This window comes from Pseudomonas sp. CCI3.1, from assembly GCF_034313985.1.
In the GTDB taxonomy this organism is placed as follows: domain Bacteria; phylum Pseudomonadota; class Gammaproteobacteria; order Pseudomonadales; family Pseudomonadaceae; genus Aquipseudomonas; species Aquipseudomonas psychrophila.
Genome location: NZ_JAVIWO010000001.1, coordinates 4657684 through 4681511, shown reverse-complemented (window position 1 = coordinate 4681511; position 23828 = coordinate 4657684). Strand labels below are relative to the sequence as shown.

Below are 23828 nucleotides of genomic sequence, written 5' to 3'. Positions count from 1 at the left end.
ATCCTCAGGCATGCGCCTGCGCGCCGCACTCCAGAGAGGCGGCGACGAATCGACAGACGGGAATAAGTCAGGGCTGGGCATGGCAACTAGCTTAGCGGAACAAAGCAGCCGCGCACACCCGCAGCAGGTCAAACCTTGGCGGTCACCGCAGGGGTTTTACTGCGCGGACGAAGCTGGGCACTGGCCATTGCAGAATCAGTGACGCCGCTTTGCGCACGCATGCCTGCCGCGAGAAATGGCACCATCAGGCGCATCACCTGCTCGATTGAGGTATTGACACCGAAATCAGTCTCGGCGATGGCACGTAGCGCCTTGATCCCGGACATGCTGAAGGCCGCAGCACCCAACATGAAGTGCACACGCCAGAACAACTCGAGAGGCGGGATTTGCGGGGCCGCTTCGTTGACCAGCAACATATAGCGGCGGAAAACCTTGCCGTACATGTCTTCAAGATAGCGACGCAAGTGACCTTGGCTCTGACTGAATGCCAACCCCAGCAAGCGCATGAAAATCGACAGGTCATTACCACTGCGCGGCTGAATCACCAGCGCCTGCTCGACCAGCATTTCCAGTAGCTCTTCAAGGCTGGGACGGTTCTCGGGTTTGGCCTGGCGACGCTCGAGTTCGCGATCCAGGTTGGCGCAAAAAGGCCCCAGAAAGCGCGAAAACACAGCCTGAATAAGCGCCTTTTTAGAACCAAAATGGTAATTGACCGCCGCAAGATTAACTCCGGCTTTGCTGGTAATCAGCCGCAATGAGGTTTCGGCAAACCCTTTTTCCGCGAACAGCTGCTCGGCAGCATCAAGGATACGTTCAACGGTTTCCGACTGTGCCATGACTACTCCGCCTGACAAACATTTAAACACTTGTTTGAAACATACGTTTCAGCTTGTAAAAAGTCAAGATCACGTATTCGCTTTAGGACCGAGCAGTTCTGCATTTAACCACAGCCTCGGCCAGCAAGGCCCCACCTGATAAAGTGCGGGCCGCCCGACGTGTTAATGACCGTCCAGCGGACTGCTGGAAATGGATGATTGCCAATAAGCCTTCACTGTATATAATCCCAGTCACTGTATAAAAAGACAGAGCGATCAACATGCTAAAACTGACGCCACGCCAAGCTGAGATCCTGGCCTTCATCAAGCGATGCCTGGATGACAACGGATACCCGCCCACCCGTGCCGAGATCGCACAGGAGCTGGGCTTCAAATCCCCCAATGCCGCCGAAGAACACCTCAAGGCTCTTGCCCGCAAGGGTGCGATCGAGATGACCCCCGGCGCCTCGCGCGGCATTCGCATTCCTGGCTTCGAAGCCAAGTCTGACGAATCAACCCTGCCCATTATTGGCCGAGTGGCTGCTGGCGCCCCGATTCTTGCGCTGGAGCACGTCGAAGAGTCATGCAACATCAACCCGACCTTCTTCCACCCTCGAGCCGACTACTTGCTGCGGGTACAAGGCATGAGCATGAAGGATGTCGGCATCTTTGATGGCGATTTACTTGCTGTGCATACCTGTCGCGAAGCCCGTAACGGCCAGATTGTCGTGGCCCGTATCGACGACGAAGTGACAGTCAAACGCTTCAAGCGTGAAGGCAACAAGGTATGGCTAATCGCCGAGAACCCTGAATTCGCCCCGATTGAAGTCAACCTCAAAGACCAGGAACTGGTCATTGAAGGCTTGAGTGTCGGCGTCATTCGCCGCTAAAGGAGGCTTCATGCAGTTCCCACATACACCGCTGCCAGCACAACTCACCCTGTTCGAGGCGTTCATGGCACAACCCATGACACCCGCGATCAAGGACGTGCTCGATTCCCCCTGGAGCGCCGAGCCTGAAGTGTTCAGCGAACTGTCGCTACGCGGTGCCGCCGGAAACTGCCTGAACCTGCTTGCTCCTATGCTGCGCGAACTGAGCGAGCATCAAAATGCCCGTTGGCTGACGCTGATTGCACCGCCTGCGAGCCTGACCCAAAGCTGGTTACGCGACGCAGGATTGAATCGCGAACGTATTCTGTTGCTGCAACCCAACGGCAATAAAAGCGCCTTGCAACTGACCTGCGAAGCGCTGCGGCTGGGACGTAGCCACACCGTAGTGAGCTGGATCAACCCACTGACCAGCGCTGCGCGCCATCAGCTGATCAGCGCAGCACGCACCGGCAACGGGCAGAGCTTGAATATTCGCTTGGGTTAAACCGTTGATGCCGCCACAGGGCCAGTGCAGAACGCACTCGCCTGGCTGTGGCGCAGCAGTCAGGGGCGCTTAGTGAAGAATGCGTGGCCCATCGTCTTTTTCGAGCTCGCCTTCGGCCAGTCGGCCCGCCATTTGTACGCCAACGCTAAGCATGGCTTTCGCCACCTCTACGTGTTGCCCCTGAAGAAAGGCCTTGGCATCTTCAGAAAAATTCAGCGTTACCAAAGTCCCTTCGTCCTCAGCTCGGCGCAACTCGATACGGCCGTCTGGCAACTCGACAATTTCTAGAAAAGACGTTGGCATATAAATTTGTTCTCCACGAAAGCGCGGGAGTATATCAGCCATCCCGTGGAAATTTCCCGGGATCTGTAGCGCTTTCGCTGACAGACTGATGAATGACTGTACCGTTTCGGTTTAGACCCTTAGCACTCATTGAGTCCATCACGGAACCGAATGGCCAGCCTTTTCAAGTTCTGACGCCACTCTTCCAGTGTGTCGCGACTCAACTCCTGGGTTGCCTCATCCTCCAGATTGACCGCAACGATCAAGGGCTGGAACACATCCGCCTTAATCTTTTTTGGCGCCTGTAGCGGCTGATACAGGGCCGCGTGGGTCGCAACCAGTTGCGCCAGCCATGTCTGCGGCGCCTGCGCCAGCTCAACCAACTCTGCCAACTCAGGAATGGCCTTCTCGTCCAGCACTTGCTGGGTGAGCAGCAACTCGACTCGAGGCGCACTGGCCTGTGACAACCGATAAAAGCCTGCTATCTCGTGACACAAGCCAAGCAGTGCCCCATACAGATGAAAGACCGCGGATTCGCGCTCAGCCTGAACCAACGCCTGAGCATTCATGGCACGACCGTCAGCCGCCATGTTCATGGCCTCAAGGGCCAGGCCAGCGAAATAGATCTTCTGATTGGTGCGGGTATAAAGTTCGTGAGCCATGCGGGCGCTCCACAGCAAATGAGTGATGGCAGTTTGTGCAGTCTCAGGGATCAGGCGGTGCTGGCGCAAGCGTCGCACATATGTCTCGTAGCAGCTGCCGAGGAACGAAGGCTGCGTTCGAGCGCGAAGCGGTCGCAAAACTGGAGCATGCGGTCTTTCAGGTGGACAGCGGCATCTGGTTAGACGACGACTTCGTCGCCGAACGCAGCCTCGTTCCTTCGGCAGCTGCTACGAGGAATGGCCCTCCCCCGTTCAATCCGTAAAAGAATATTCACGGGCGCTTCTGCCAAAAAAAACCGCGCAAGGCATAGCCCTTGCGCGGTTTTTTATTCAGCGTTCAGTTCAGATCAAGCGTCTTTTTCTTTACGCTTGTCTTCAACCTTCCAGCTCTTACCGTCGTAGAACGCACGCCAGCCAGTCGGCTTGCCTTCAACTTCAGTCTGCACGTACTGCTCTTTGGTTTTGCGACTGTAGCGAATCACCGCAGGACGCCCATCAGGGTCTTTCTTCGGCGCTTCACACAGGAAGTGATACTTGGGATCGATCTCGTCCTTGTGCGGCACAATTTCGATCACCAACGGAGCACGGGTCTCACGGTTTTTCGGAAATTGGCTCGCGGCCAGGAACAACCCTGAAGCACCGTCACGCAGGATATACGTGTCGTTAACCTTCTCGCATTTAAGCTCCGGCATTTTCACCGGGTCCATTTTCGGCGGTGCGGCTTCACCACTCTTCAGCAATTTACGGGTGTTTTTACACTCGGCGTTGGTGCAACCGAAGAACTTGCCGAAGCGGCCGGTTTTTAGCTGCATCTCGCTGCCGCACTTGTCGCACTCCAGGCTCGGACCTTCATAGCCCTTGATACGGTAGTTGCCTTCTTCAATTTCATAGCCGACGCAATCCGGATTGTTACCGCAGATGTGCAGCTTGTGCTTCTCATCCAGCAGGTAAGCATCCATGGCCGTGCTGCAAATCGGGCAACGGTGCTTGCCCAACAACACCAGCGATTCGGACTCGCCTTCATCGTCCGCTGCGATTTCGTCGCCTGGCACCAGATTGACCGTGGCCTTGCAACGCTCTTTAGGCGGCAGGCTGTAACCCGAGCACCCCAGGAACACGCCAGTCGAAGCCGTGCGAATCTGCATTGGACGACCACATTCTTTACACGGAATATCAGTCATCACAGGCTGGTTGGCACGCATCCCGCCATCCGGCGCAGCGGCTACTTCGAGCTTTTTCTTGAAGTCGCCGTAGAACTCGTCCAGCACGTTTTTCCAGTCACGCTCGCCTTGCGCCACGTCATCGAGGTTCTCTTCCATGCCGGCAGTGAAGCCGTAGTCCATCAGATCAGAGAAACTCTCGGACAAGCGCTCGGTGACGATATCGCCCATTTTTTCGGAGTAGAAGCGGCGGTTATGCAGCGCCACGTAACCACGATCCTGAATAGTCGAAATGATCGCTGCATAGGTCGATGGGCGACCAATACCGCGCTTTTCCATCTCTTTTACCAGGCTGGCTTCGGAGTAACGCGCAGGTGGCTTGGTGAAATGCTGGCTTGGATCAAGCTCGATCAGTTTCAGCACATCGCCCTGTGCCATATCTGGCAGTACGTCGTCGTCGCCCGGCTTGGCAATTTGTGGCATCACGCGGGTGTAACCGTCGAATTTCAGGATGCGGCCCTTGGCTCGCAGCTCAAAATCGCCAGCCGCGACGCTGACGGTGGTCGACAGGTATTTAGCAGGCAGCATCTGACAAGCCACGAACTGGCGCCAGATAAGCTCGTAAAGGCGCTCAGCGTCGCGCTCCATGCCCGACAGCTTGCTTGGGTGCATGTTTACATCTGAAGGACGAATCGCTTCGTGAGCCTCCTGTGCACCCTCCTTGCTGCTATACACGTTCGGGGCCGGCGGCAGGTAGTCTGCGCCGAACTCACCTTCAATGTAGGTGCGCGCCATCTCGACGGCATCGGCCGACAGATTGGTGGAGTCGGTACGCATGTACGTGATGTAGCCCGCTTCATACAAGCGCTGAGCCATCATCATGGTTTTCTTCACCCCGTACCCCAGGCGATTGCTCGCGGCCTGTTGCAGGGTGGAGGTAATGAATGGCGCCGACGGCTTGCTGCTGGTCGGTTTGTCTTCACGCTTGACGATGCTGTAATTGGAAGCCTTGAGCTTCTCCAGCGCAGCCATGGCCTGAGCTTCGTTCAGCGGCTTGAACGCCTCGCCTTTTTCACGGGCGACGTCGAAGCGCACCTTGGCACCCTTGGCAGTGCCAAGGTCGGCGTGAATTTCCCAGTACTCTTCAGGGTTGAACGCACGAATTTCGCGCTCGCGCTCAACCACCAGTTTTACCGCTACCGACTGCACACGGCCTGCCGACAGACCACGGGCAACCTTGGCCCACAGCAGCGGTGAAACCATGTAACCCACTACGCGATCGAGAAAGCGGCGGGCCTGCTGGGCGTTAACACGGTTGATGTCCAGCTCGCCCGGCTTGGAGAAGGCTTCCTGGATCGCCTTTTTGGTGATTTCGTTGAACACCACGCGCTTGTAGCGGCTGTCATCACCACCGATGGCTTCGCGCAGGTGCCAGGCAATGGCTTCCCCCTCGCGATCCAAGTCGGTTGCGAGATAGATGGTGTCAGCATCCTTGGCGAGCCGGCGCAGCTCTTCGATGACCTTTTCCTTGCCGGGCAGGATCTCGTACTTGGCTTTCCAGCCATGTTCGGGATCGACGCCCATGCGCGAGATCAGCTGCTTTTGAGCCTTCTCTTTTGGCGACAGGGCCGGCGCTTCGCCTGCCGCTGCCTTGCCACGCTTGGCAGCCGGTTCTTTGCTGGCGCTAGCCGAACCGCTGGTGGGCAGGTCTCGGATATGGCCGATACTCGACTTCACCACGTACTCGTTACCCAAGTACTTGTTGATGGTCTTGGCCTTAGCCGGGGATTCCACAATGACCAGCGATTTGCCCATGGATCAGAAAATTCCTGAATTCTAGAAGTGAAAGGCGGTTCGCGCCTGACGCGGCACCGCTATATATAGTGGCTACAAGGTGAGGTCAAGCACAGGGTTCTGCACGACCTTGCCTTATAGCCGGGAAAAAAGGCTGGGTTCGGCCTGAATCAAGGCAAATCGCGGGACGTGTTCGCCCTCAACGATGACTGACTCCAGGAACATGCTCAGCGGGCGCACCCAAAAGCCGTAATCGCCATACAGGGCTTGGTAGAACACCACATCCTCTTCGGTTTCAGAGTGGCGAGCCACACTGAATACCCGATATTGAGGACCTTTGTAGTGCTGATAGAGCCCAGGTTGTAGCGGCATGTTACGGACCCTCTGCAAAATAAAAAAATAAACACGCTTAAAAACAAAAACCGGGGCACAAGGCCCCGGCTTCCATCAACGCAACGCTTAGACGCGTTCGAAGACGGTGGCAATGCCCTGGCCAAGACCAATGCACATGGTGGACAACCCAAAAGTGCCGCCATTTTGCTTCATTACATTGAGCAACGTGCCGGAGATACGAGCACCTGAGCATCCAAATGGGTGACCCAGTGCGATGGCACCGCCGTGCAGGTTAACCTTCTCATTCATCTTGTCGAGCACTTTCAAATCTTTCAGCACTGGCAGGGCCTGTGCGGCGAAAGCTTCGTTGAGCTCAATGAAGTCGATATCGGCCATATTCAACCCTGCACGCTTCAACGCTTTTTGCGTAGCCGGTACTGGACCATAGCCCATGATTGCAGGATCCACACCCGCTACCGCCATCGAACGAATCACTGCCAACGGCTCAAGACCCAGGTCTTTTGCGCGCTGGGCAGACATCACGATCATGCATGACGCACCATCGGTGATTTGCGAGGAAGTACCCGCTGTCACAGTGCCCCCCTTCGGGTTGAACGCAGGCTTGAGTGCTGCCAGGCTTTCCAGGGTCGTTTCCGGACGAATGGTTTCGTCGTAGTCGAACATCTTCAGGAAGCCATTTTCGTCATACCCCTGCATCGGGATGATTTCGTCCTTGAACTTGCCTTCAATCGTCGCCTTGTGCGCGAGCTGGTGAGAACGCACAGCAAATGCATCCTGCTGCTCACGGGTGATGCCATGCATCTTGCCCAGCATTTCAGCGGTCAAACCCATCATGCCCGAGGCTTTTGCCGCGTACAGCGACATGTGCGGGTTAGGGTCGACGCCGTGCATCATGCTCACGTGCCCCATGTGCTCGACGCCACCGACCACGAATACGTCACCATTACCGGTCATGATCGCTTGCGCAGCAGTGTGCAGGGCGCTCATGGACGAGCCGCACAGGCGGCTCACGGTCTGAGCTGCGGAGGTATGCGGGATCTGAGTCATCAGCGACGCCATGCGCGCGATGTTCCAGCCTTGTTCCAGGGTCTGGTTCACACAGCCCCAGATCACGTCTTCCACTTCGCCCGGGTCAACCTTGTTGTTGCGCTCCAGCACTTTGCTGATCAGGTGCGCAGACATGTCTTCGGCACGGGTGTTGCGGTGCATGCCACCCTTGGAGCGGCCCATCGGGGTGCGACCGAAGTCTACAATCACCACGTCTCTAGGATTCAAGCTCATAATTTCACTCTCACTCTAATGGGGCGCTTAACCGAAGAAGCTCTGGCCGTTTTTGGCCATCTCACGCAGCTTCGCAGTCGGGTGGTACAGCGCGCCCAGTTCAGCGTACTGATCAGCCAGTGCTACAAACTCTGCAACACCGATCGAATCGATGTAACGCAGGGCGCCGCCACGGAACAGCGGGAAGCCGATGCCATAGACCAGGCCCATGTCGGCTTCGGCTGCGGTTTCAACAATGCCGTCTTCCAGGCAACGCACGGTTTCAAGACACAACGGGATCATCATCCAGTTGATGATGTCTTCATCGGTCACGTCGCGTTGTTCGTAAACGATAGGCTTGAGGACTTCAAGCACACTCGAATCAACGACTTTCTTCTGCTTGCCGCGCTTGTCTTCTTCGTAGGCGTAGAAGCCCTTGCCGTTCTTCTGACCCAGGCGCTTGGCCTCGTACAGAGCGTCAATCGCTGAACGACGATCGTCTTTCATGCGATCCGGAAAGCCTTCAGCCATAACGTCGCGACCATGGTGGCCGGTGTCGATGCCGACCACGTCCATCAGGTACGCCGGGCCCATTGGCCAGCCGAATTTTTCCATGACCTTGTCGATACGTACGAAGTCGACACCGGCACTGACCAGTCGGGCGAAACCGCCGAAGTAAGGGAACAGCACGCGGTTGACCAGGAAGCCCGGGCAGTCGTTGACCACGATCGGGTTTTTGCCCATTTTCTTGGCGTAAGCAACGGTAGTTGCAACAGCCAGGTCGCTGGACTTTTCGCCACGAATCACTTCAACCAGCGGCATCATGTGCACCGGGTTGAAGAAGTGCATGCCGACGAAGTTTTCCGGACGCTTAAGGGCCTTGGCCAACAGGCTGATGGAAATGGTCGAGGTGTTGGAAGCCAGAATGGCGTCTTCGCGAACGTGGTTTTCCACTTCCGCCAGAACAGCCTGTTTGACCTTCGGATTTTCGACTACCGCTTCGACCACCAGGTCAACGTTACCGAAATCGCCGTAAGACAAAGTAGGACGAATGCCGTTCAGCACTTCGGCCATTTTCGCCGGGGTCATGCGACCTTTATCAACGCGACCCACCAGCAACTTGGCGGCTTCTGCAAGCCCCTGCTCGATGCCGTGCTCGTTGATGTCTTTCATCAGGATCGGCGTACCTTTGGAGGCCGACTGATAGGCAATACCGCCACCCATGATACCTGCGCCCAGAACGGCCGCCTGCTTCACGTCTTTGGCGATCTTGTCGTAGATCTTGGCTTTTTTCTTCAGCTCCTGATCATTCAGGAACAAGCCGATCAAGCATTGCGAAGCCGAGGTCTTGGCCAGCTTGGCGAAACCTGCAGCTTCCACCTCCAGTGCCTTGTCACGACCGAAGTTCGCGGCTTTCTGGATGGTCTTGATCGCTTCAACCGGGGCCGGGTAGTTCGGACCGGCCTGACCGGCAACAAAACCTTTGGCGGTTTCGAAAGCCATCATTTGTTCGATTGCGTTCAGCTTGAGCTTTTCAAGCTTGGGTTGGCGCTTGGCCTTGTAATCCAGCTCGCCACTGATGGCGCGCTTGATCAGGTCCAGCGCAGCAGCGCCCAGCTTGTCAGCCGTCACCACAGCATCAACGGCGCTCACTTTCAACGCGTCTTCTGCGCGGTTTTCCTTTCCTGAGGCAATCCACTCAACAGCGTTATCAACGCCGATCAGACGAGGAAGACGTACCGTGCCGCCAAAGCCCGGGTAGATGCCCAGCTTGACTTCTGGCAAACCAATTTTGGCGCTGTCAGCCATGACCCGGAAGTCAGCAGCCAGACACATCTCCAGACCACCGCCCAGTGCGATGCCATTGATGGCCGCGACGGTAGGAACGTTGAGGTCTTCGAAGTCACTGAAGATCTTGTTGGCTTCGAGGTTGCCTGCTATCAGCTCGGCGTCCGGCAACTTGAAGTTTTCGACGAACTCGGTGATGTCGGCGCCCACGATAAAGACGTCTTTACCACTGGAAACGATGACACCCTTGATCGAAGCATCTGCCTTGATCGCATCCACTGCCTGACGCAATTCGTTCAGGGTTAGACGGTTGAATTTGTTGACGGACTCACCCTTGAGGTCGAACTTCAGTTCGACGATGCCACTTTCAAGAGCCGTAACCGTGATGGCTTTACCTTCGTAAATCATCAACTGATCTCCAGGATATGGAAGCTGAACAGTACACGTCGCACGCCTGCGTCTGGCTGCCATTGACCTTTGCGTCAAGGTTGATGCCAATCCGCCAGACACACCCGCAAACGCGATATTCGGGGTTGGAAATGAGAGCCGTCTTACATGACAAACACTCAATTCATACGCCCGTTTGATTTGGGTGTCGACACCTTCACGGAAAAGCGATCGATTGTCAATTGTCCAAAACAATGATGACAAAACGACCCGGCAGTCAGTTTAGACACCTGCGGTTCGAGTGCTCGAAACCATTGAAGCGCCATTCAGGTGAAAATTGTGGGAGCGGGCTTGCTCGCGATTAAGACGACGCGGTTTGTCCGCCACACCACGCCGATCCCATCGCGAGCAAGCGCGCTCCACAAAGGTCATGCCAGCGCCTTGAGCACCTCATCAATCGCCTTCAGCACCTGGGCCTCGCCCTTCTCGCCCCACACCAGCACAATCATTTGTGCATCAGCCTCAACTTTATAGACGTTGGCTGGCAACTTTTTGAACTGCGCGAGCATGCGCTCATCCTCACATTCTTCCTGCCAACGATTGAGCCATTTTCCAGGTGCCGATTGCCAATAGCACCAAACATCAGGTTTAGTACTGCGGCGCGGGCGATGGTACTGCGCGCAGGAACCGGGCGGCTGCGGCTCAAGCCAGTACGGCCACTCCTGAGGCGCCAGCTGCATGGACAAACCAATGCGCCGTGCCTCCATGCGCAAATCCATACGCCCGCTCTGCCCCCGCGAAGGCCTCAGCCAGGCCAAGGGACTCAGAACCAGTGCCAGGATTGACACCACTATCCATACCGTCATATCTGTACTCTCATTACGTGATAAACGAGTGACCCAGACTTGAACCAAGGCTCTGGAAAAGGGCCATACTCATAACTAATCGCCATCTACAGGAGCACCCCACATGCCCTACGAACATATTTTGGTCGCTGTCGACCTGACCGACGAGTGCGACCCCGTGATCAATCGCGCGAGTGAAAGCGCCAAGGCCAACGGTGCCAAACTGTCACTGATACACATCGTCGAACCGATGGCGATGGCGTTTGGTGGCGACGTGCCCATGGACCTCTCGCAACTGCAGCAGCAACAGTTCGATCAGGCCAAGGAGCGGCTTGAGCGCTTGATCGCCAAGTACCCGCAACTGCACAAGGATTACTGCCACCTGAACTACGGTCAGCCACGCCAGGAAATCCATGCACTGGCCAAAGCACAAAAATGCGACCTGATCGTGGTCGGCAGCCACGGCCGTCACGGCCTCGCACTTTTGCTGGGCTCTACCGCCAACGACGTTCTACATGGTGCTCCGTGCGACGTACTGGCTGTCAGCCTGAAAAAACCTGATTAAGTTTATCTGTATGTAACAACAAAAAAGCCCGGCACCTTGTGAAAGGGCCGGGCTTTTTCAGTTCAGCACTCGATCAATCAGGCATCCAGCTCAGCCCAGCGCTCAACCAGTTGCTCAAGCTCAGCTTGCAACGTTTCGAGCCTGGCAATAACTTCAGCCGTTTTAGCAGCTGGCAACAGATAAAAACCTGCATCAGCCATCTCTGCTTCAACCGCAGCAATTGCCTGCTCTTTCGCGTCGATATCTGCCGGCAACGATTCCAGCTCACGCTGCAATTTGTAGCTCAGCTTCTTTTTCGCGGTGGGAGCAGCCTGCGCTGCGACTGGAGCAGGTGCAGCCTCGACCACGGCAGAGTTCAAGTCGGCCTTGCCGGACTTGCTCTCGGTCACGCCCAGCAGGCGCGGCGAACCGCCCTGACGCAGCCAGTCCTGATAGCCACCTACGTATTCGCGAACCTTGCCTTCGCCCTGGAAAACCAGGGTGCTGGTTACCACGTTGTCGAGGAATGCCCGGTCGTGACTGACCATCAGCACGGTGCCCTTGAAGGTCAGCAAGACCTCTTCGAGCAGCTCCAGGGTTTCAACGTCCAGGTCGTTGGTAGGCTCATCGAGCACCAGCAGGTTGGCTGGCTTGCTGAACAGCTTGGCCAGCAACAGACGCGCACGCTCACCACCCGACAGCGCCTTGACCGGCGTGCGGGCACGTTGAGGGCTGAACAGGAAGTCACCCAGGTAGCTGAGTACGTGGCGGCTCTGACCGTCGATATCGATAAAGTCGCGGCCTTCAGCCACGTTATCGATTACGGTTTTTTCCAGATCCAGCTGATGACGCAACTGATCGAAGTAAGCCACGTCGATGCGTGTACCTTCCTCAACCGTACCCTCGGTCGGTACCAGGCCACCCAGCATCAGCTTGAGCAGCGTGGTTTTACCTGTACCGTTGGCACCCAGCAGACCGATACGGTCGCCACGCTGGAGCACCATCGAGAAGTCCTTGAGCAGGAACGGGCCACCCGGGTGAGCAAAGCTGACGTTTTCCAGCACCATCACTTGCTTGCCGGACTTGTCTGCCGTATCCAGCTGGATGTTGGCCTTGCCAGTACGCTCGCGACGCTCGCTGCGCTCTACACGCAACTCTTTAAGGGCGCGTACACGACCTTCGTTACGGGTTCGACGGGCCTTGATGCCCTGGCGGATCCACACTTCTTCCTGGGCCAGTCGCTTGTCAAACAGCGCGTTGGCGGTTTCTTCAGCTGCCAGGGTGGCTTCCTTATGGACCAGGAAGCTGGCGTAGTCGCCGTTCCAGTCGATCAGGCCGCCACGGTCCAGTTCCAGAATCCGGGTGGCCAGATTTTGCAGGAATGAACGGTCGTGGGTAATAAACAGAACCGCGCCCTGGAAGTCCTTCAGGGCCTCTTCCAGCCACGCGATTGCGCCGATGTCCAAGTGGTTGGTCGGTTCGTCGAGCAGCAGCAAGTCCGGTTCGGAAACCAGTGCTTGCGCCAGCAGGACGCGACGACGCCAGCCGCCAGACAATTCGGCGAGCGTTTTATCGGCAGGCAACTGCAGACGGCTCAGGGTGCTGTCTACCAATTGCTGCAAGCGCCAGCCATCGCGGGCTTCAAGGTCTTGCTGAACATGCATCAGCTTGTCCAGGTCAGCATCGGTCACGATGTTCTGGCTCAGATGATGGTACTGCGCCAGCAACTCGCCAACACCGTCCAGACCTTCGGCCACAACGTCGAACACGGTCCGCTCGTCGGCTACCGGCAACTCTTGCGGCAATTCGCCAATCTTGAGGCCGGGCGCGCGCCAAACAGAGCCGTCATCGGGTTTTTGATCACCTTTAACCAGCTTCATCATGCTGGACTTGCCGGTACCGTTGCGGCCGATGATGCACACCCGCTCTCCACGGGCGATCTGCCAGGACACCTTGTCCAACAACGGCATAGAGCCGAAAGCAAGGGACACATCGCTGAATTTGAGCAGGGTCATGAGCTTCTCCAAAAACTGGGCGCGTATTCTACCTGATTTGAACCCCCAGGCGGCCGGGTATTTCGTGTACGCAGTCCACTTGCCTTCTTTTACCGCCAAGTTGTGTCGGTTAGTCGACCGGGCTTTCACGTGCTGCTGGCAAAAGGCTAAGCTAGGAAATAATCAGTGCAGACAACACCTGTGCTCGTCGCGTTTTTTATCAGTACGGAAGCCTCATGCGCAGTCGTCTCTTCAACTTTTTATCCTGCCTGCTTCTCACCAGCTGTGCCGTGCAAGCCGCCCATGGCGCAGACCTTACTCAACAACGCCAACTCTACGACCAGGCCAAGAGCGCCTTGGCCAAAGGTAACTCCGGGCCTTATTTTCAAAATGCCGCGGCTCTGCGCAGCTATCCGCTGACGCCCTATCTCGCCTATGACGAACTGACCGCCCGCCTGAAGTCAGCCAGTAACACCGAAATTGAGCAGTTTTTGGCCGACCACGGCGACCTGCCTCAAGCCAACTGGATGAAACTGCGCTGGCTGCGCTGGCTGGCAGACCGTGGCGACTGGGCTACCTTCGCCAAGTATTACGACCCAAAACTCAATTTCACCGAGCTGGACTGCCTCAACGGCCAATATGAGCTGCAACACAACCGCAAGGCAGAAGGCTATGCCAACGCCGAAAAACTGTGGCTGGTGGGTAAAGCGCAGCCAGCTGCATGCGACGCGCTGTTCAGCCAATGGGCCGCCGAAGGCCAGTTGACCGAGCAAAAACGCTGGCAGCGGGTCAAGCTGGCAGCCGAAGCTCGCAATTACGCATTGGCGACCTCTCTGGCCAATGGCCTCACCACGCTGGGCCCACAGGCCAAGCTGATGATTGATGTGGCGCAAAAACCCGACATGCTGAGCCAGCCTTCACGTTTTGCGCCAGCCAGCGAAGCCATGTCTGACGCCGTAGGCCTGGGGCTGCGCCGCCTGGCCCGGCAAGATCCGGAAAAAGCCGCGTCACTGCTCGACACCTACGCCACCAACATGCATTTCTCACGCGACGAAAAAGTCGCCATCGCCCGGGAAATCGGTCTGACATTCGCCCGCCGCTACGACAGTCGCGGCCTGGATATCATGACCAAATATGACCCGGAGCTTCGGGACAACACCGTCACCGAATGGCGCCTGCGCCTGCTGCTGCGTCTGGGCCGTTGGGAAGACGCCTACCAGTTGACCCGCAAACTGCCCCAGGACCTGGCGACCACCAGCCGCTGGCGCTACTGGCAGGCCCGCAGCCTTGAGTTGGCCGAACCGAAAAACCCGCAAGCGCTGGCCCTGTTCAAAAAAGTCGCCAATGAGCGTGATTTTTACGGCTTCCTGGCCGCAGACCGTGCCCAGACCCCTTACCAGCTCAACAACCGGCCCCTGATGCTGAGCCCGCAACTGATCAAAAAAGTGCGCAACACTCCGGGTGTCCAGCGCGCACTGGAGTTCCATGATCGCGGGCAAATCGTCGATGGTCGTCGCGAGTGGTACTACGTCAGCCGTCTGTTCAGCCGCGATGAAATGGTCGCCCAGGCCAAGCTTGCCTACGACCTTAAGTGGTACTTCCCGGCTATTCGAACCATCAGTCAGGCACAGTATTGGGATGATCTGGATATTCGCTTCCCAATGGCCCACCGCGACACACTGGTACGTGAAGCCAAGGTTCGTGGCTTGCACTCAAGCTGGGTATTCGCCATTACCCGTCAAGAAAGTGCCTTTATGGACGACGCCCGATCCGGTGTAGGCGCCAGCGGGCTGATGCAGTTGATGCCAGCCACTGCCAAAGAGACGGCGCGTAAATTCAATATCCCGTTGGCGTCCCCGCAGCAAGTGCTGAACCCCGACAAAAATATCCAGCTGGGCGCGGCTTACCTGAGCCAGGTGCATGGCCAGTTCAACGGTAACCGGGTACTGGCTTCAGCGGCTTACAACGCAGGGCCAGGTCGCGTTCGCCAGTGGCTCAAGGGCGCCAACCATCTGGGCTTTGATGTCTGGATCGAAAGCATCCCTTTCGACGAAACTCGCCAGTACGTACAGAACGTGCTGTCTTATTCGGTGATCTACGGGCAGAAGCTCAACGCGCCACAACCCGTAGTCGACTGGCATGAACGGTTTTTTGATGATCAGTAATACATAGATCCCGTAGCAGCTGCCGAAGGAACGAGGCTGCGCCCGAGCGCGAAGCGGTCGTAAAACCAGATTACGCGGTTATTCTGTTAAATCGCGCAATCTGGTTTTACGACGACTAAGTCGCCGGACGCAGCCTCGTTCCTTCGGCAGCTGCTACGAGGTTTGGCTCTATTCCAGGATTGTCACCGGCATCCCGACTTCCAGCACGCCACTGCCATCGTTCACCAGGTTCTGACCGAACATGATGCCGTCGTCCTGCTTGCGATAGGTCATCAGGGTTGCCAACGGTTCGCGCTGTTCATCGCGGATACCGGTGTACGGGTCGATGGTGGTCAGGATGCAACGCGAGCAGGACTTGACCAGACGAAACTCGACATCACCAATGCGGATGCGCTTCCAGCCGTCTTCGGCAAAGGCTTCGCTGCCTTCGATTACCAGGTTGGGCCGGAAACGCAGCATATCCAAAGGTCGTCCGACCTTGTGTGAAATGTCGTCCAGCGACGCCTGACCAATCAGCAAGAGCGGGTAGCCATCGGCAAACGCGACCTTGTCATCATCACGGCCATACCCCGCCTCAGTGGTCCGCGCACGCTCAAGCGGTACATGTACCAGACGCACTGGTTTTTCGATAAAACGACTAAGCCAATCGGCGGCGACATCGCCCGCATCCGGTACCCGCAGGGTGTCGCGCCAGATGGTGACACCCCGCAGATCCGTGTCGATCTCCGGCACCGCAACGTCCAGTGCCTCAAAGCCCTGGGCATTCAGGGTCAAGCCGCCCGAAGCGTTCCAGAGCGCCGAGAGCTGGCTCATTTTGGGGTCCGCACGCTGGGTAAGAAAGCGCCCGCTAGCTTGATCCACCAGCATCCAGCGTCGATCACCAACCAGCCCCAGCTTGTCCAGCCGGGCCTGGAGCAGGCTTTCGCCTTTGCCGGACTTAAGTGGAAAACGATAAAGCGCGCTTAGACGCAGCATGGTTCATGCTCCCTGCCTGGTAAAAAAAGCCACAATATACGAGCAGATCCCCAAAGCAAAGACACAAGGTTTCATGCAGGGATTTGATCCAGCATCAGACGCTGGCGGACAACATCCACCAGCTTGTCAGGCTGAAATTTGGACAGGAAATTGTCGCAGCCGACCTTTTTAACCATCGACTCATTGAAACTGCCCGACAGGGAGGTATGCAGCACCACATACAAGCCGCGCAAACGCGGATCGTTGCGGATTTCAGTGGTCAGACGGTAGCCGTCCATTTCCGGCATTTCGGCATCGGTGAAAATCATCAGCAGCTTGTCGGTCATGACCTGGCCCGTATCAGCCCAGCCCTTGAGCAGATTCAATGCCTTAAGACCATCGCTGGCGATATGCATCTTGACCCCCAACTGCGAGAGCGTTTCGCGCAGTTGCGCCAACGCCACGCTGGAGTCGTCAACCAGTAGCACCTCACGTCCACGCACCTGTTCAAAGATCGGATCAGAAAGGTTCTCACGGGAGACTTTGGCGTTGTACGGCACGATCTCGGCCAGGACTTTTTCCACGTCGATGATTTCGACCAGTTGCTCGTCAACCTTGCTGATGGCCGTCAAGTAATGCTGGCGGCCCGCACTCGTGGGCGGTGGCAGGATGGCCTCCCAGTTCATATTGACGATGCGATCGACCCCGCCCACCAGGAAAGCCTGCACCGAGCGGTTGTATTCGGTGACGATAATCGTGCTGTCCGGGCCCGGCACCAGGGCCCGCATACCAATCGCCCGGGACAGGTCGATCACCGGCAGGGTCTTGCCGCGCAAATTGACCACTCCACACACATGGGGGTGGCGGTGTGGCATGAGCGTCAGCTTGGGTAATTGCAAAACCTCTTGCACCTTGAACACGTTGATCGCGAACAACTGCCGACCGGCCAAACGAAACATAAGAAGCTCCAGCCGGTTTGCGCCCACCAACTGAGTGCGCTGGTCTACCGTGTCGAGAATGCCGGCCATGAGTAACTCCTGAGCGTGGGGACTTGATGACTGTCGTTATCGGCCGGACGCTCGGAAACTTGATGTCGGATAGCCATCAACCAACCCGCAGGCACTTACTGTCCAAGCAAAGGCGAGCCCTCGGGCAAGTGAACCTTCAATGCACTCTTGCGCACGGTGAACCGCATGGCATCACCCTCCAGCGGCTCGCCATCGAGATTCATTGAGAGACCCTCGGCCGCCTTGATCTCAACCCAGGGCAAGCGCGCCCGAACAAACAGGTTATCCAGCCCCCAGCCCTCTGCCATAAGGCTTTTCAGGGTGCCTACAATTTCCTGGGGGGCAGGCAAAATACTGATATCCAGCATGCCATCATCGGCCAGGGCTTCAGGGCACAGCACTTGCCCTCCTCCAGCCTGACGGCCGTTGCCGATCCCGAGCGCCAGCAACTCTCCTTTCCAGTGAAAGTCCGGCCCCTGTAACTCGGCGTAAGCCGCGTGCAGTTCACTGAAGCGCGTCAGCCCGGTAAATAGATAGGCCGCGCCACCCAGCACCTTTTTCAGGTCTTCCGAGGTGTTGGCTGTAACCTGACTGCCAAAGCCCCCCGTGGCCATGTTCAAAAACAACTGACCGCCCACCTCGCCCAGGTCGATAGCCCTGGCCGGCACATTCAGCAAGGCCAGGGCTTCGCTCGGCTCCAGCGAGACGCCCGCCGCCCGCGCAAAATCATTGGCGGTGCCCAACGGCAACGGCACCAGGCTGGCCTCGGTATCGGCGAGCGCCATGGCCTCACAAATATCCCGCAGGGTGCCATCCCCCCCGCCTGCAATCAGGTGGGTGTAACCAGCGTCCAGCGCCTCCTGCACCAAACGCTGCGCATCTCCGGCCTCCCACGTCAGGCGTACCGCCAACTCCCACCCCGCCTCACGCTGCTGCTCAACGGCCGCCCGCACCTCTTCATTGAGTGCTTGCTTGCCATGCAGAATCAAAAACGCCTTACCTGCACTCATGTTCCATCCCTCGACATATTCGGTCTAACAGCTTGGACAACAGCCCGACAAAAACGACTCATACCCCCGTGATTTAACATCCACAGGTCGATCAAAGCCGCAGAACCCGTCAGACTTCACGATCTGACAGCAATCCAAAGATTCTAGAGGCGTTTTGAATGAGCACACTCGTTCCCTGCATCATCGCTGGTGGCGCTGGCACCCGGCTGTGGCCAGTGTCACGAGAGGCCATGCCAAAGCCCTTTATGTGCCTGCCAGATGGCGAGAGCTTGTTGCAGAAGACGTTCAGTCGCGCAATCGGGCTGCGTGACGTGGATCGGCTGCTGACCGTTACCAATCGGGACGTGTTTTTCCGCACGCTCGACGACTATCGCCCACTGAACGCCTCCGGTGTAGAGCTGGACTTTATCCTCGAGCCCTTTGGCCGCAACACTGCCCCGGCCATCGCGGCGGCTGCCTTGCACGTGGCCCGGCGTTACGGCGAGGACGCCCAACTGCTGGTCCTGCCCGCCGATCACCTGATTACCGATATTGCCGCTTTCGGCCGGGCGGTAGACAGCGCCCGGCACCTGGCGGACCAGGGCTGGCTGGTGACCTTTGGCATTTTGCCAACCCGGGCTGAAACCGGCTTTGGTTATATCGAAAAAGGCCAGACGCTGGGCAGCGACGGCTTTAAGGTCGAGCGGTTTGTTGAGAAACCTGACGCCCGAACAGCCCGGGACTACCTTGAGGGTGGCTTGCATGTGTGGAACAGCGGCATGTTTTGTATGCGGGTCGACAGTGTGCTGCGCGAATTCCAGACCCACGCGCCCCACATTCTGGCCACAGTGATCAACTGCCTGGAGCACAGCCAGGTGTTCCAGGGCAAACAGCAGCGCCACCTGGAACTGGATAGCCAAAACTTTGCCCTGGTACCCGATATCTCCATCGATTACGCGTTGATGGAACACTCGCAAAAAGTCGCCGTAGTGCCTTGCCAACTGGGCTGGAGCGATATCGGCTCATGGCAGGCGGTGCGCGAGTTAAGCCCCGCAGATGCCAATGGCAACCAGTGCAATGGCCAGAACGTGCTGCACGATGTGCACAACTGCTACATCGATTCGCCCAAGCGCCTGGTGGGCGGGGTGGGTCTTAATGACCTGATCATTATCGACACGCCGGATGCTCTGCTCGTTGCCGATGCCAGACGCAGTCAGGACGTCAGGCATATCGCCCAGACGCTCAAACTTCAGGGCCACGAAGCTTATCGCCTGCACCGTACCGTAACTCGGCCCTGGGGTACTTACACCGTGCTGGAGGAAGGTCCGGGGTTCAAGATCAAGCGCATCGTGGTCAAGCCTCAGGCCGCGCTGTCATTGCAAGTCCATCAGCAACGCAGCGAACACTGGATCGTGGTCAGCGGCACAGCGCAGGTGATCAATGGTGATCTCGACTTTGCCCTCGCCACCAATGAGTCCACCTTTATCAAACCCGGCAGCCCTCATCGACTGAGCAACGCAGGAGAAGTTGATCTGGTAATGATTGAAGTGCAAAGCGGCGAGTACGTGGGCGAAGACGACATCGTTCGCCTGACCGACCTGTATGGTCGGGTGCCGATTACATAGCCGCTGCCGTAGGAACGAGGCTCCGTTCGGCGTGATACGGCAGCTGCTACAAGCCCCACCCCACAAAGCGTTACACCAGCACTTCACTCAGCGGGATAAACCCAACCCAGTCCCCTTCAACCAGAGTGCGTTCTTCGAGGACTTCCACCAGCCCCTCGGCCCATGCCGCGCTGCGCAAGACGCCCGAACTCTGGTTTTTGTAGATCACCGCACGCCCCTGCTCCAACCGCCCACGCAGATACTCGCGACGATTGCCCGCCTTGGGCCAGACGAACCCCGCAGGCACCTGGAATTTGAGCGGTTCGACGGCCTGCACGCCCTGAAGGCGTAGCAGGTAAGGCCGTGCAAGCAACGCGAACGTCACCAGGGTCGACGCCGGATTGCCCGGCAAACCGATCACCGGCACACCGCGAAAGTGCCCGCAGGTCAGGGGTTTTCCCGGTTTGATCGCCAATTTCCACAAGGCGAGCTCGCCTTCTTCGCGAAGCGCAATCCCTAAAAAATCCGCCTCGCCCACCGACACTCCGCCCGTGGACAAAATCAGGTCGACAGCGCCCAACTCACCCAAGCGCTGACGAGTCGCTGCCAAGTCATCGGGCAAAATACCCGCATCGACCACCTCACAACCCAGTCGCGTCAGCCAGCTGCACAGCAACACGCGGTTGCTGTTGTAGATTTGCCCCGGCCCTAACGGCAGGCCCGGTTCAACCAACTCATCGCCCGTGGACAACACCGCGACTTTGACCCGCCGAATCACCTCCAGCGCCGCGCACCCCAAGGACGCCGCCAGGCCCTGCTCAATCGGCCCCAAGCGGGTGCCAGCCGACAGGACGACTTCCCCAATGGTGGTTTCCTGCCCTTGTGGACGAATGTTCTGACCTGCACGCAATGCGTGGGTAAAGACCACTCGACCGTCGGCCTGTACCTGAGTGTTTTCCTGCATCTCGACGCAGTTCGCACCCGCCGGCACCGGCGCGCCAGTAAAGATTCGGGCACACGTTCCCGGGGCCAACGGTTCCGGGGCAGCGCCAGCAAAAATACGTTGGCTGACCATTAGCGGCTCGCCCGACCAATCCGCCATATTCAGGGCATAACCGTCCATGGCACTGTTAGGCCAGGGCGGCAGGTCAAGGCTTGAAATCAGGTCATGGGCCAAGACCCGGCCTTCGCTCGCAGCCAGGAGGACCGACTCGGTGCCCAGGATCGGCGCAGCTTCAGCCAGCGCCAGCAGGCGCGCCAACGCCACTTCGACAGGCATCAACTCGCCCGTACGGCCCGGCTTATCCACGGGTGCCACAGGCCGGCGCCTGCTTCAAATGGGCGACGAAGTTGCAGGGACGATGACGGGAGTCCAGTTGCTCGGCCAGGATTGCGTCCCAACCGGTGCGTACCGCATTGGTCGACCCCGGAAGGCAACACACCAGCGTGCCATTGGCCAGACCGGCCAGTGCCCTGGATTGCACGGTCGAAGTGCCGATGTCGGCCACCGAGATCTGACGAAACAACTCGCCGAAGCCATCTACCTGTTTGTCCAGCAAACAGCTCACGGCTTCCGGCGTGCTGTCGCGGGCCGTAAAGCCGGTGCCGCCGGTAATCAGCACCACTTGCACCACATCTTCGGCAATCCAGGTGGCGACCTGGGCGCGAATTTTATACAGGTCGTCCTTGAGCAACACCCGCGCCGCCAGGTTGTGCCCGGCATCGCTCAGGCGGTCGACAAAGACCTGGCCAGAGGTATCGGTTTCGAGGGTTCGGGTGTCACTGACGGTCAGAACAGCGATGTTCAGAGGGACGAAAGGTGCATCAACCTTGGCTTTCATAGACGAGGTCCAGTTGTAGGATAAACAGCCCGGTGTTATATCACAGCCCTTCTTTTCGCTGGTTGTGCGGAGTACCTCATGGGCCAGTTTCAATGCTCCATTTTGCTGCTGGCGGGCGGACGCGGCCAGCGCATGGGCGGCCAGGACAAAGGTCTGGTGACATGGCAGGGCAAGCCACTGATCGAGTTCGCGCAGCGCGTCGCAAGACCGCTGACCGATGACCTGATCATTTCGTGTAATCGCAACCACGATCGATACGCACTCTATGCCGATCAACTGATCAGTGATGGCAATGATGACTTTGACGGGCCTTTGGCGGGGATTCGTGCCGGCCTTGCCGCAGCCCGGCATTCGCACTTACTGGTGCTGCCCTGCGACGTACCCAACATTGACAGTGATTTGCTTGGTGCCCTGCTTGGCGCAGCCAGTGAACACCCGGATCAACCGGTGATGGTGCGCCATGGCGAACATTGGGAACCGCTGCTGTGCGTGATTCCGACTACGCTGGCGCCCGCCTTCGAAGCCGCATGGCTAGCAGGTGAGCGCAGTCCGCGCAAAATCATGCTCCAGCTCAATGCGCGGGCTTGGCAATGCGCTGAAAATGACCCTCGACTGATCAATTTCAACACTCCGGACTTACTGGAATAAACCGTGCTGGTGTCCGCCAGACACTAGCAATGGAACTTGCAGACGATGTATACGTCTCAGGGACAGTAATCTATAACAGCACATTCACTTGTTGGAGATACACCATGACTCACCGGACTCTCGCCGCCCTTATGCTTGCTGCTGGCCTGGCCGCCCTTGCTGGCTGTTCTTCGCCTTCAGTGATCACTCTGAACGACGGCCGTGAAATCCAGACAGTCGATTCGCCAAAGTACGATGATGCCTCCGGTTTCTATCAGTTCGAGCAATTGGACGGTAAAGAAACCCGCATCAACAAAGACCAGATTCGCACCGTTAAAGAGCTGTAATCCGGCTCCGCGGGAGCGAGCCGGCTCGCTCCCGCACATATCGTGAACGGCCTTACCCTTGTGCGGGTTTTGCTTTACCAGTCCAGCCGGATCCGGCTCTCAAAAAAACGCTCTTCCCCCGTCAGTGGGTCTGCAAAGCGCAGGCTTTGTGCCAACAGTTTTAGCGGATTGGCATAGTCATCGACTGCATCCTTGATCACGTCCGGATAGAAAGGGTCATTGCAGATTCCCGCCCCCAGTGCCGCCATATGCACCCGCAATTGATGCTTTTTTCCGGTCACGGGATACAGTGCGTAGCGCCACAACTCACCCTTTTTCTCACAGATATCGACCAAGGTTTCAGTGTTGCTGACGCCCTTCCCTTCTTGCATGCGGAAAAAGGGCTCGCCCTCCACCAAACGACTTTTGTGCACACGCGGCAGCTCTAGATCAGGCAAGGCTCGAGCAATGGCCTCGTAGCGCTTTTCGATCTTTCGCGTGGGGAATAACGACTGATACGCCGAGCGAGTCTCAGGGTTGGCCGAAAACAACACCAGGCCTGCCGTGTGCCGGTCGATCCGATGCAGCGGAACCAGATGCGGGTTATCCAGCGTTCGAATCAAGCGTCGCAACAGCGTTTGTTCGACATATTCACCCGCCGGAGTCACGGGTAGAAAGTGCGGTTTGTCCGCGACCACCAGATGCTCATCTGCGTACAGAATGGTTTCCTGCACAGGGATCGGTGTTTCGTTCGGGACTTCGCGAAAGTAGTGAATGCGCAGCCCTTCCTTGTAGGCCAACTGCGGGCTGATAGGCGCACCGTTGGCATCCAGCACCCGGCCACGGGCAATTCGGTCGAGCCACTGATCGCGGCTGATGGCACGAAAGTGCTCACACAGACAGTCGAGCACCGTCTGCCAACTGCCCGGCGGCAGATACAAAGTGCTGGCTTGATGCTCGGCGGCGTTGAAAGGCTGGGGCGACATAGGAACACTCAGGCGATAAATGCAGTTGGCGATTATCGCGCAAAGACCAGAGGCCTGTTCACGTTTCGTC

At 57.5% G+C, this 23828-nt stretch carries 22 protein-coding genes; 7 read left to right on the top strand and 15 right to left on the bottom strand.

Going from position 1 to position 23828, the window contains the following annotated elements; all coding sequences use genetic code 11:
• Window positions 1-128: 128 nt before the first annotated feature.
• Entirely contained in the window at window positions 129-836 is a 708-nt protein-coding gene (locus tag RGV06_RS21525; protein ID WP_019827487.1) for a TetR/AcrR family transcriptional regulator, read from the bottom strand.
• A gap of 260 nt (window positions 837-1096) precedes the next feature.
• Between RGV06_RS21525 and lexA the strand changes: the two genes are divergently transcribed.
• Complete coding sequence (lexA, locus tag RGV06_RS21520; RefSeq protein WP_019827486.1) at window positions 1097-1705, top strand: transcriptional repressor LexA; 609 nt, start codon at window positions 1097-1099, stop codon at window positions 1703-1705.
• Between the two features lie 10 nt (window positions 1706-1715).
• Window positions 1716-2189 carry an SOS-induced cell division inhibitor SulA gene (sulA, locus tag RGV06_RS21515; protein ID WP_019827485.1) on the top strand — a complete coding sequence of 158 codons (474 nt, stop codon included), beginning with the start codon at window positions 1716-1718 and terminating at the stop codon, window positions 2187-2189.
• Window positions 2190-2258: 69 nt separating this feature from the next.
• Here sulA and RGV06_RS21510 read toward each other — a convergent pair whose 3' ends face one another.
• From RGV06_RS21510 to RGV06_RS21480, 7 genes are all read right to left on the bottom strand, one after another.
• A complete protein-coding gene (locus tag RGV06_RS21510) occupies window positions 2259-2492 on the bottom strand; it encodes a hypothetical protein (RefSeq protein WP_019827484.1) in 234 nt (77 codons plus the stop codon).
• Between the two features lie 119 nt (window positions 2493-2611).
• The gene (locus RGV06_RS21505; protein ID WP_046809673.1) at window positions 2612-3133 is read right to left on the bottom strand and encodes a DUF6586 family protein; all 522 of its coding nucleotides are present in this window, start codon (window positions 3131-3133) and stop codon (window positions 2612-2614) included.
• A gap of 347 nt (window positions 3134-3480) precedes the next feature.
• Entirely contained in the window at window positions 3481-6108 is a 2628-nt protein-coding gene (gene topA, locus RGV06_RS21500; RefSeq protein WP_322151251.1) for a type I DNA topoisomerase, read from the bottom strand.
• Between the two features lie 114 nt (window positions 6109-6222).
• Window positions 6223-6459: a DUF1653 domain-containing protein gene (locus tag RGV06_RS21495; RefSeq protein ID WP_046809664.1), complete on the bottom strand. Its 237-nt coding sequence runs from the start codon at window positions 6457-6459 to the stop codon at window positions 6223-6225.
• An 87-nt stretch (window positions 6460-6546) separates the two neighbouring features.
• Window positions 6547-7722 carry an acetyl-CoA C-acyltransferase FadA gene (gene fadA, locus RGV06_RS21490; protein ID WP_019827480.1) on the bottom strand — a complete coding sequence of 392 codons (1176 nt, stop codon included), beginning with the start codon at window positions 7720-7722 and terminating at the stop codon, window positions 6547-6549.
• 27 nt (window positions 7723-7749) lie between these two features.
• Complete coding sequence (gene fadB, locus RGV06_RS21485; protein WP_019827479.1) at window positions 7750-9897, bottom strand: fatty acid oxidation complex subunit alpha FadB; 2148 nt, start codon at window positions 9895-9897, stop codon at window positions 7750-7752.
• A gap of 407 nt (window positions 9898-10304) precedes the next feature.
• Complete coding sequence (locus RGV06_RS21480; protein WP_322151247.1) at window positions 10305-10742, bottom strand: hypothetical protein; 438 nt, start codon at window positions 10740-10742, stop codon at window positions 10305-10307.
• Between the two features lie 103 nt (window positions 10743-10845).
• On the opposite strand from RGV06_RS21480, the gene RGV06_RS21475 reads away from it, so the two are divergent.
• Window positions 10846-11286, top strand: coding sequence for a universal stress protein (locus tag RGV06_RS21475; RefSeq protein WP_019827477.1), 441 nt, complete (start codon window positions 10846-10848; stop codon window positions 11284-11286).
• 77 nt (window positions 11287-11363) lie between these two features.
• On the opposite strand, the gene RGV06_RS21470 is transcribed toward RGV06_RS21475, so the two are convergent.
• Entirely contained in the window at window positions 11364-13280 is a 1917-nt protein-coding gene (locus RGV06_RS21470) for an ATP-binding cassette domain-containing protein (RefSeq protein ID WP_322151245.1), read from the bottom strand.
• 215 nt (window positions 13281-13495) lie between these two features.
• On the opposite strand from RGV06_RS21470, the gene RGV06_RS21465 reads away from it, so the two are divergent.
• The gene (locus tag RGV06_RS21465; RefSeq protein ID WP_019827475.1) at window positions 13496-15424 is read left to right on the top strand and encodes a transglycosylase SLT domain-containing protein; all 1929 of its coding nucleotides are present in this window, start codon (window positions 13496-13498) and stop codon (window positions 15422-15424) included.
• Between the two features lie 168 nt (window positions 15425-15592).
• Here RGV06_RS21465 and RGV06_RS21460 read toward each other — a convergent pair whose 3' ends face one another.
• From RGV06_RS21460 to yegS, 3 genes are all read right to left on the bottom strand, one after another.
• Window positions 15593-16399, bottom strand: a complete 807-nt coding sequence (locus tag RGV06_RS21460) for an MOSC domain-containing protein (protein WP_322151243.1) — start codon at window positions 16397-16399, stop codon at window positions 15593-15595.
• Window positions 16400-16470: 71 nt separating this feature from the next.
• Window positions 16471-17406 (bottom strand): chemotaxis protein CheV, encoded by a 936-nt coding sequence (locus RGV06_RS21455; protein WP_019827473.1) that lies wholly within the window; start codon window positions 17404-17406, stop codon window positions 16471-16473.
• A 95-nt stretch (window positions 17407-17501) separates the two neighbouring features.
• A complete protein-coding gene (gene yegS, locus RGV06_RS21450) occupies window positions 17502-18395 on the bottom strand; it encodes a lipid kinase YegS (protein ID WP_019827472.1) in 894 nt (297 codons plus the stop codon).
• A gap of 158 nt (window positions 18396-18553) precedes the next feature.
• Between yegS and RGV06_RS21445 the strand changes: the two genes are divergently transcribed.
• Window positions 18554-19999, top strand: a complete 1446-nt coding sequence (locus tag RGV06_RS21445; protein WP_019827471.1) for a mannose-1-phosphate guanylyltransferase/mannose-6-phosphate isomerase — start codon at window positions 18554-18556, stop codon at window positions 19997-19999.
• A 70-nt stretch (window positions 20000-20069) separates the two neighbouring features.
• On the opposite strand, the gene glp is transcribed toward RGV06_RS21445, so the two are convergent.
• Together glp and moaB are read right to left on the bottom strand one after the other, a co-directional pair.
• Window positions 20070-21296, bottom strand: a complete 1227-nt coding sequence (gene glp / locus RGV06_RS21440; protein ID WP_322151241.1) for a gephyrin-like molybdotransferase Glp — start codon at window positions 21294-21296, stop codon at window positions 20070-20072.
• A complete protein-coding gene (moaB, locus tag RGV06_RS21435; RefSeq protein ID WP_019827469.1) occupies window positions 21280-21819 on the bottom strand; it encodes a molybdenum cofactor biosynthesis protein B in 540 nt (179 codons plus the stop codon). Before moaB ends, glp begins: the two co-directional genes overlap by 17 nt.
• A gap of 78 nt (window positions 21820-21897) precedes the next feature.
• On the opposite strand from moaB, the gene mobA reads away from it, so the two are divergent.
• The gene (mobA, locus tag RGV06_RS21430) at window positions 21898-22467 is read left to right on the top strand and encodes a molybdenum cofactor guanylyltransferase MobA (protein WP_019827468.1); all 570 of its coding nucleotides are present in this window, start codon (window positions 21898-21900) and stop codon (window positions 22465-22467) included.
• A gap of 104 nt (window positions 22468-22571) precedes the next feature.
• Window positions 22572-22793: a YgdI/YgdR family lipoprotein gene (locus tag RGV06_RS21425; protein ID WP_019827467.1), complete on the top strand. Its 222-nt coding sequence runs from the start codon at window positions 22572-22574 to the stop codon at window positions 22791-22793.
• A 74-nt stretch (window positions 22794-22867) separates the two neighbouring features.
• On the opposite strand, the gene RGV06_RS21420 is transcribed toward RGV06_RS21425, so the two are convergent.
• Complete coding sequence (locus RGV06_RS21420) at window positions 22868-23758, bottom strand: pseudouridine synthase (protein WP_322151238.1); 891 nt, start codon at window positions 23756-23758, stop codon at window positions 22868-22870.
• Window positions 23759-23828: the final 70 nt, after the last annotated feature.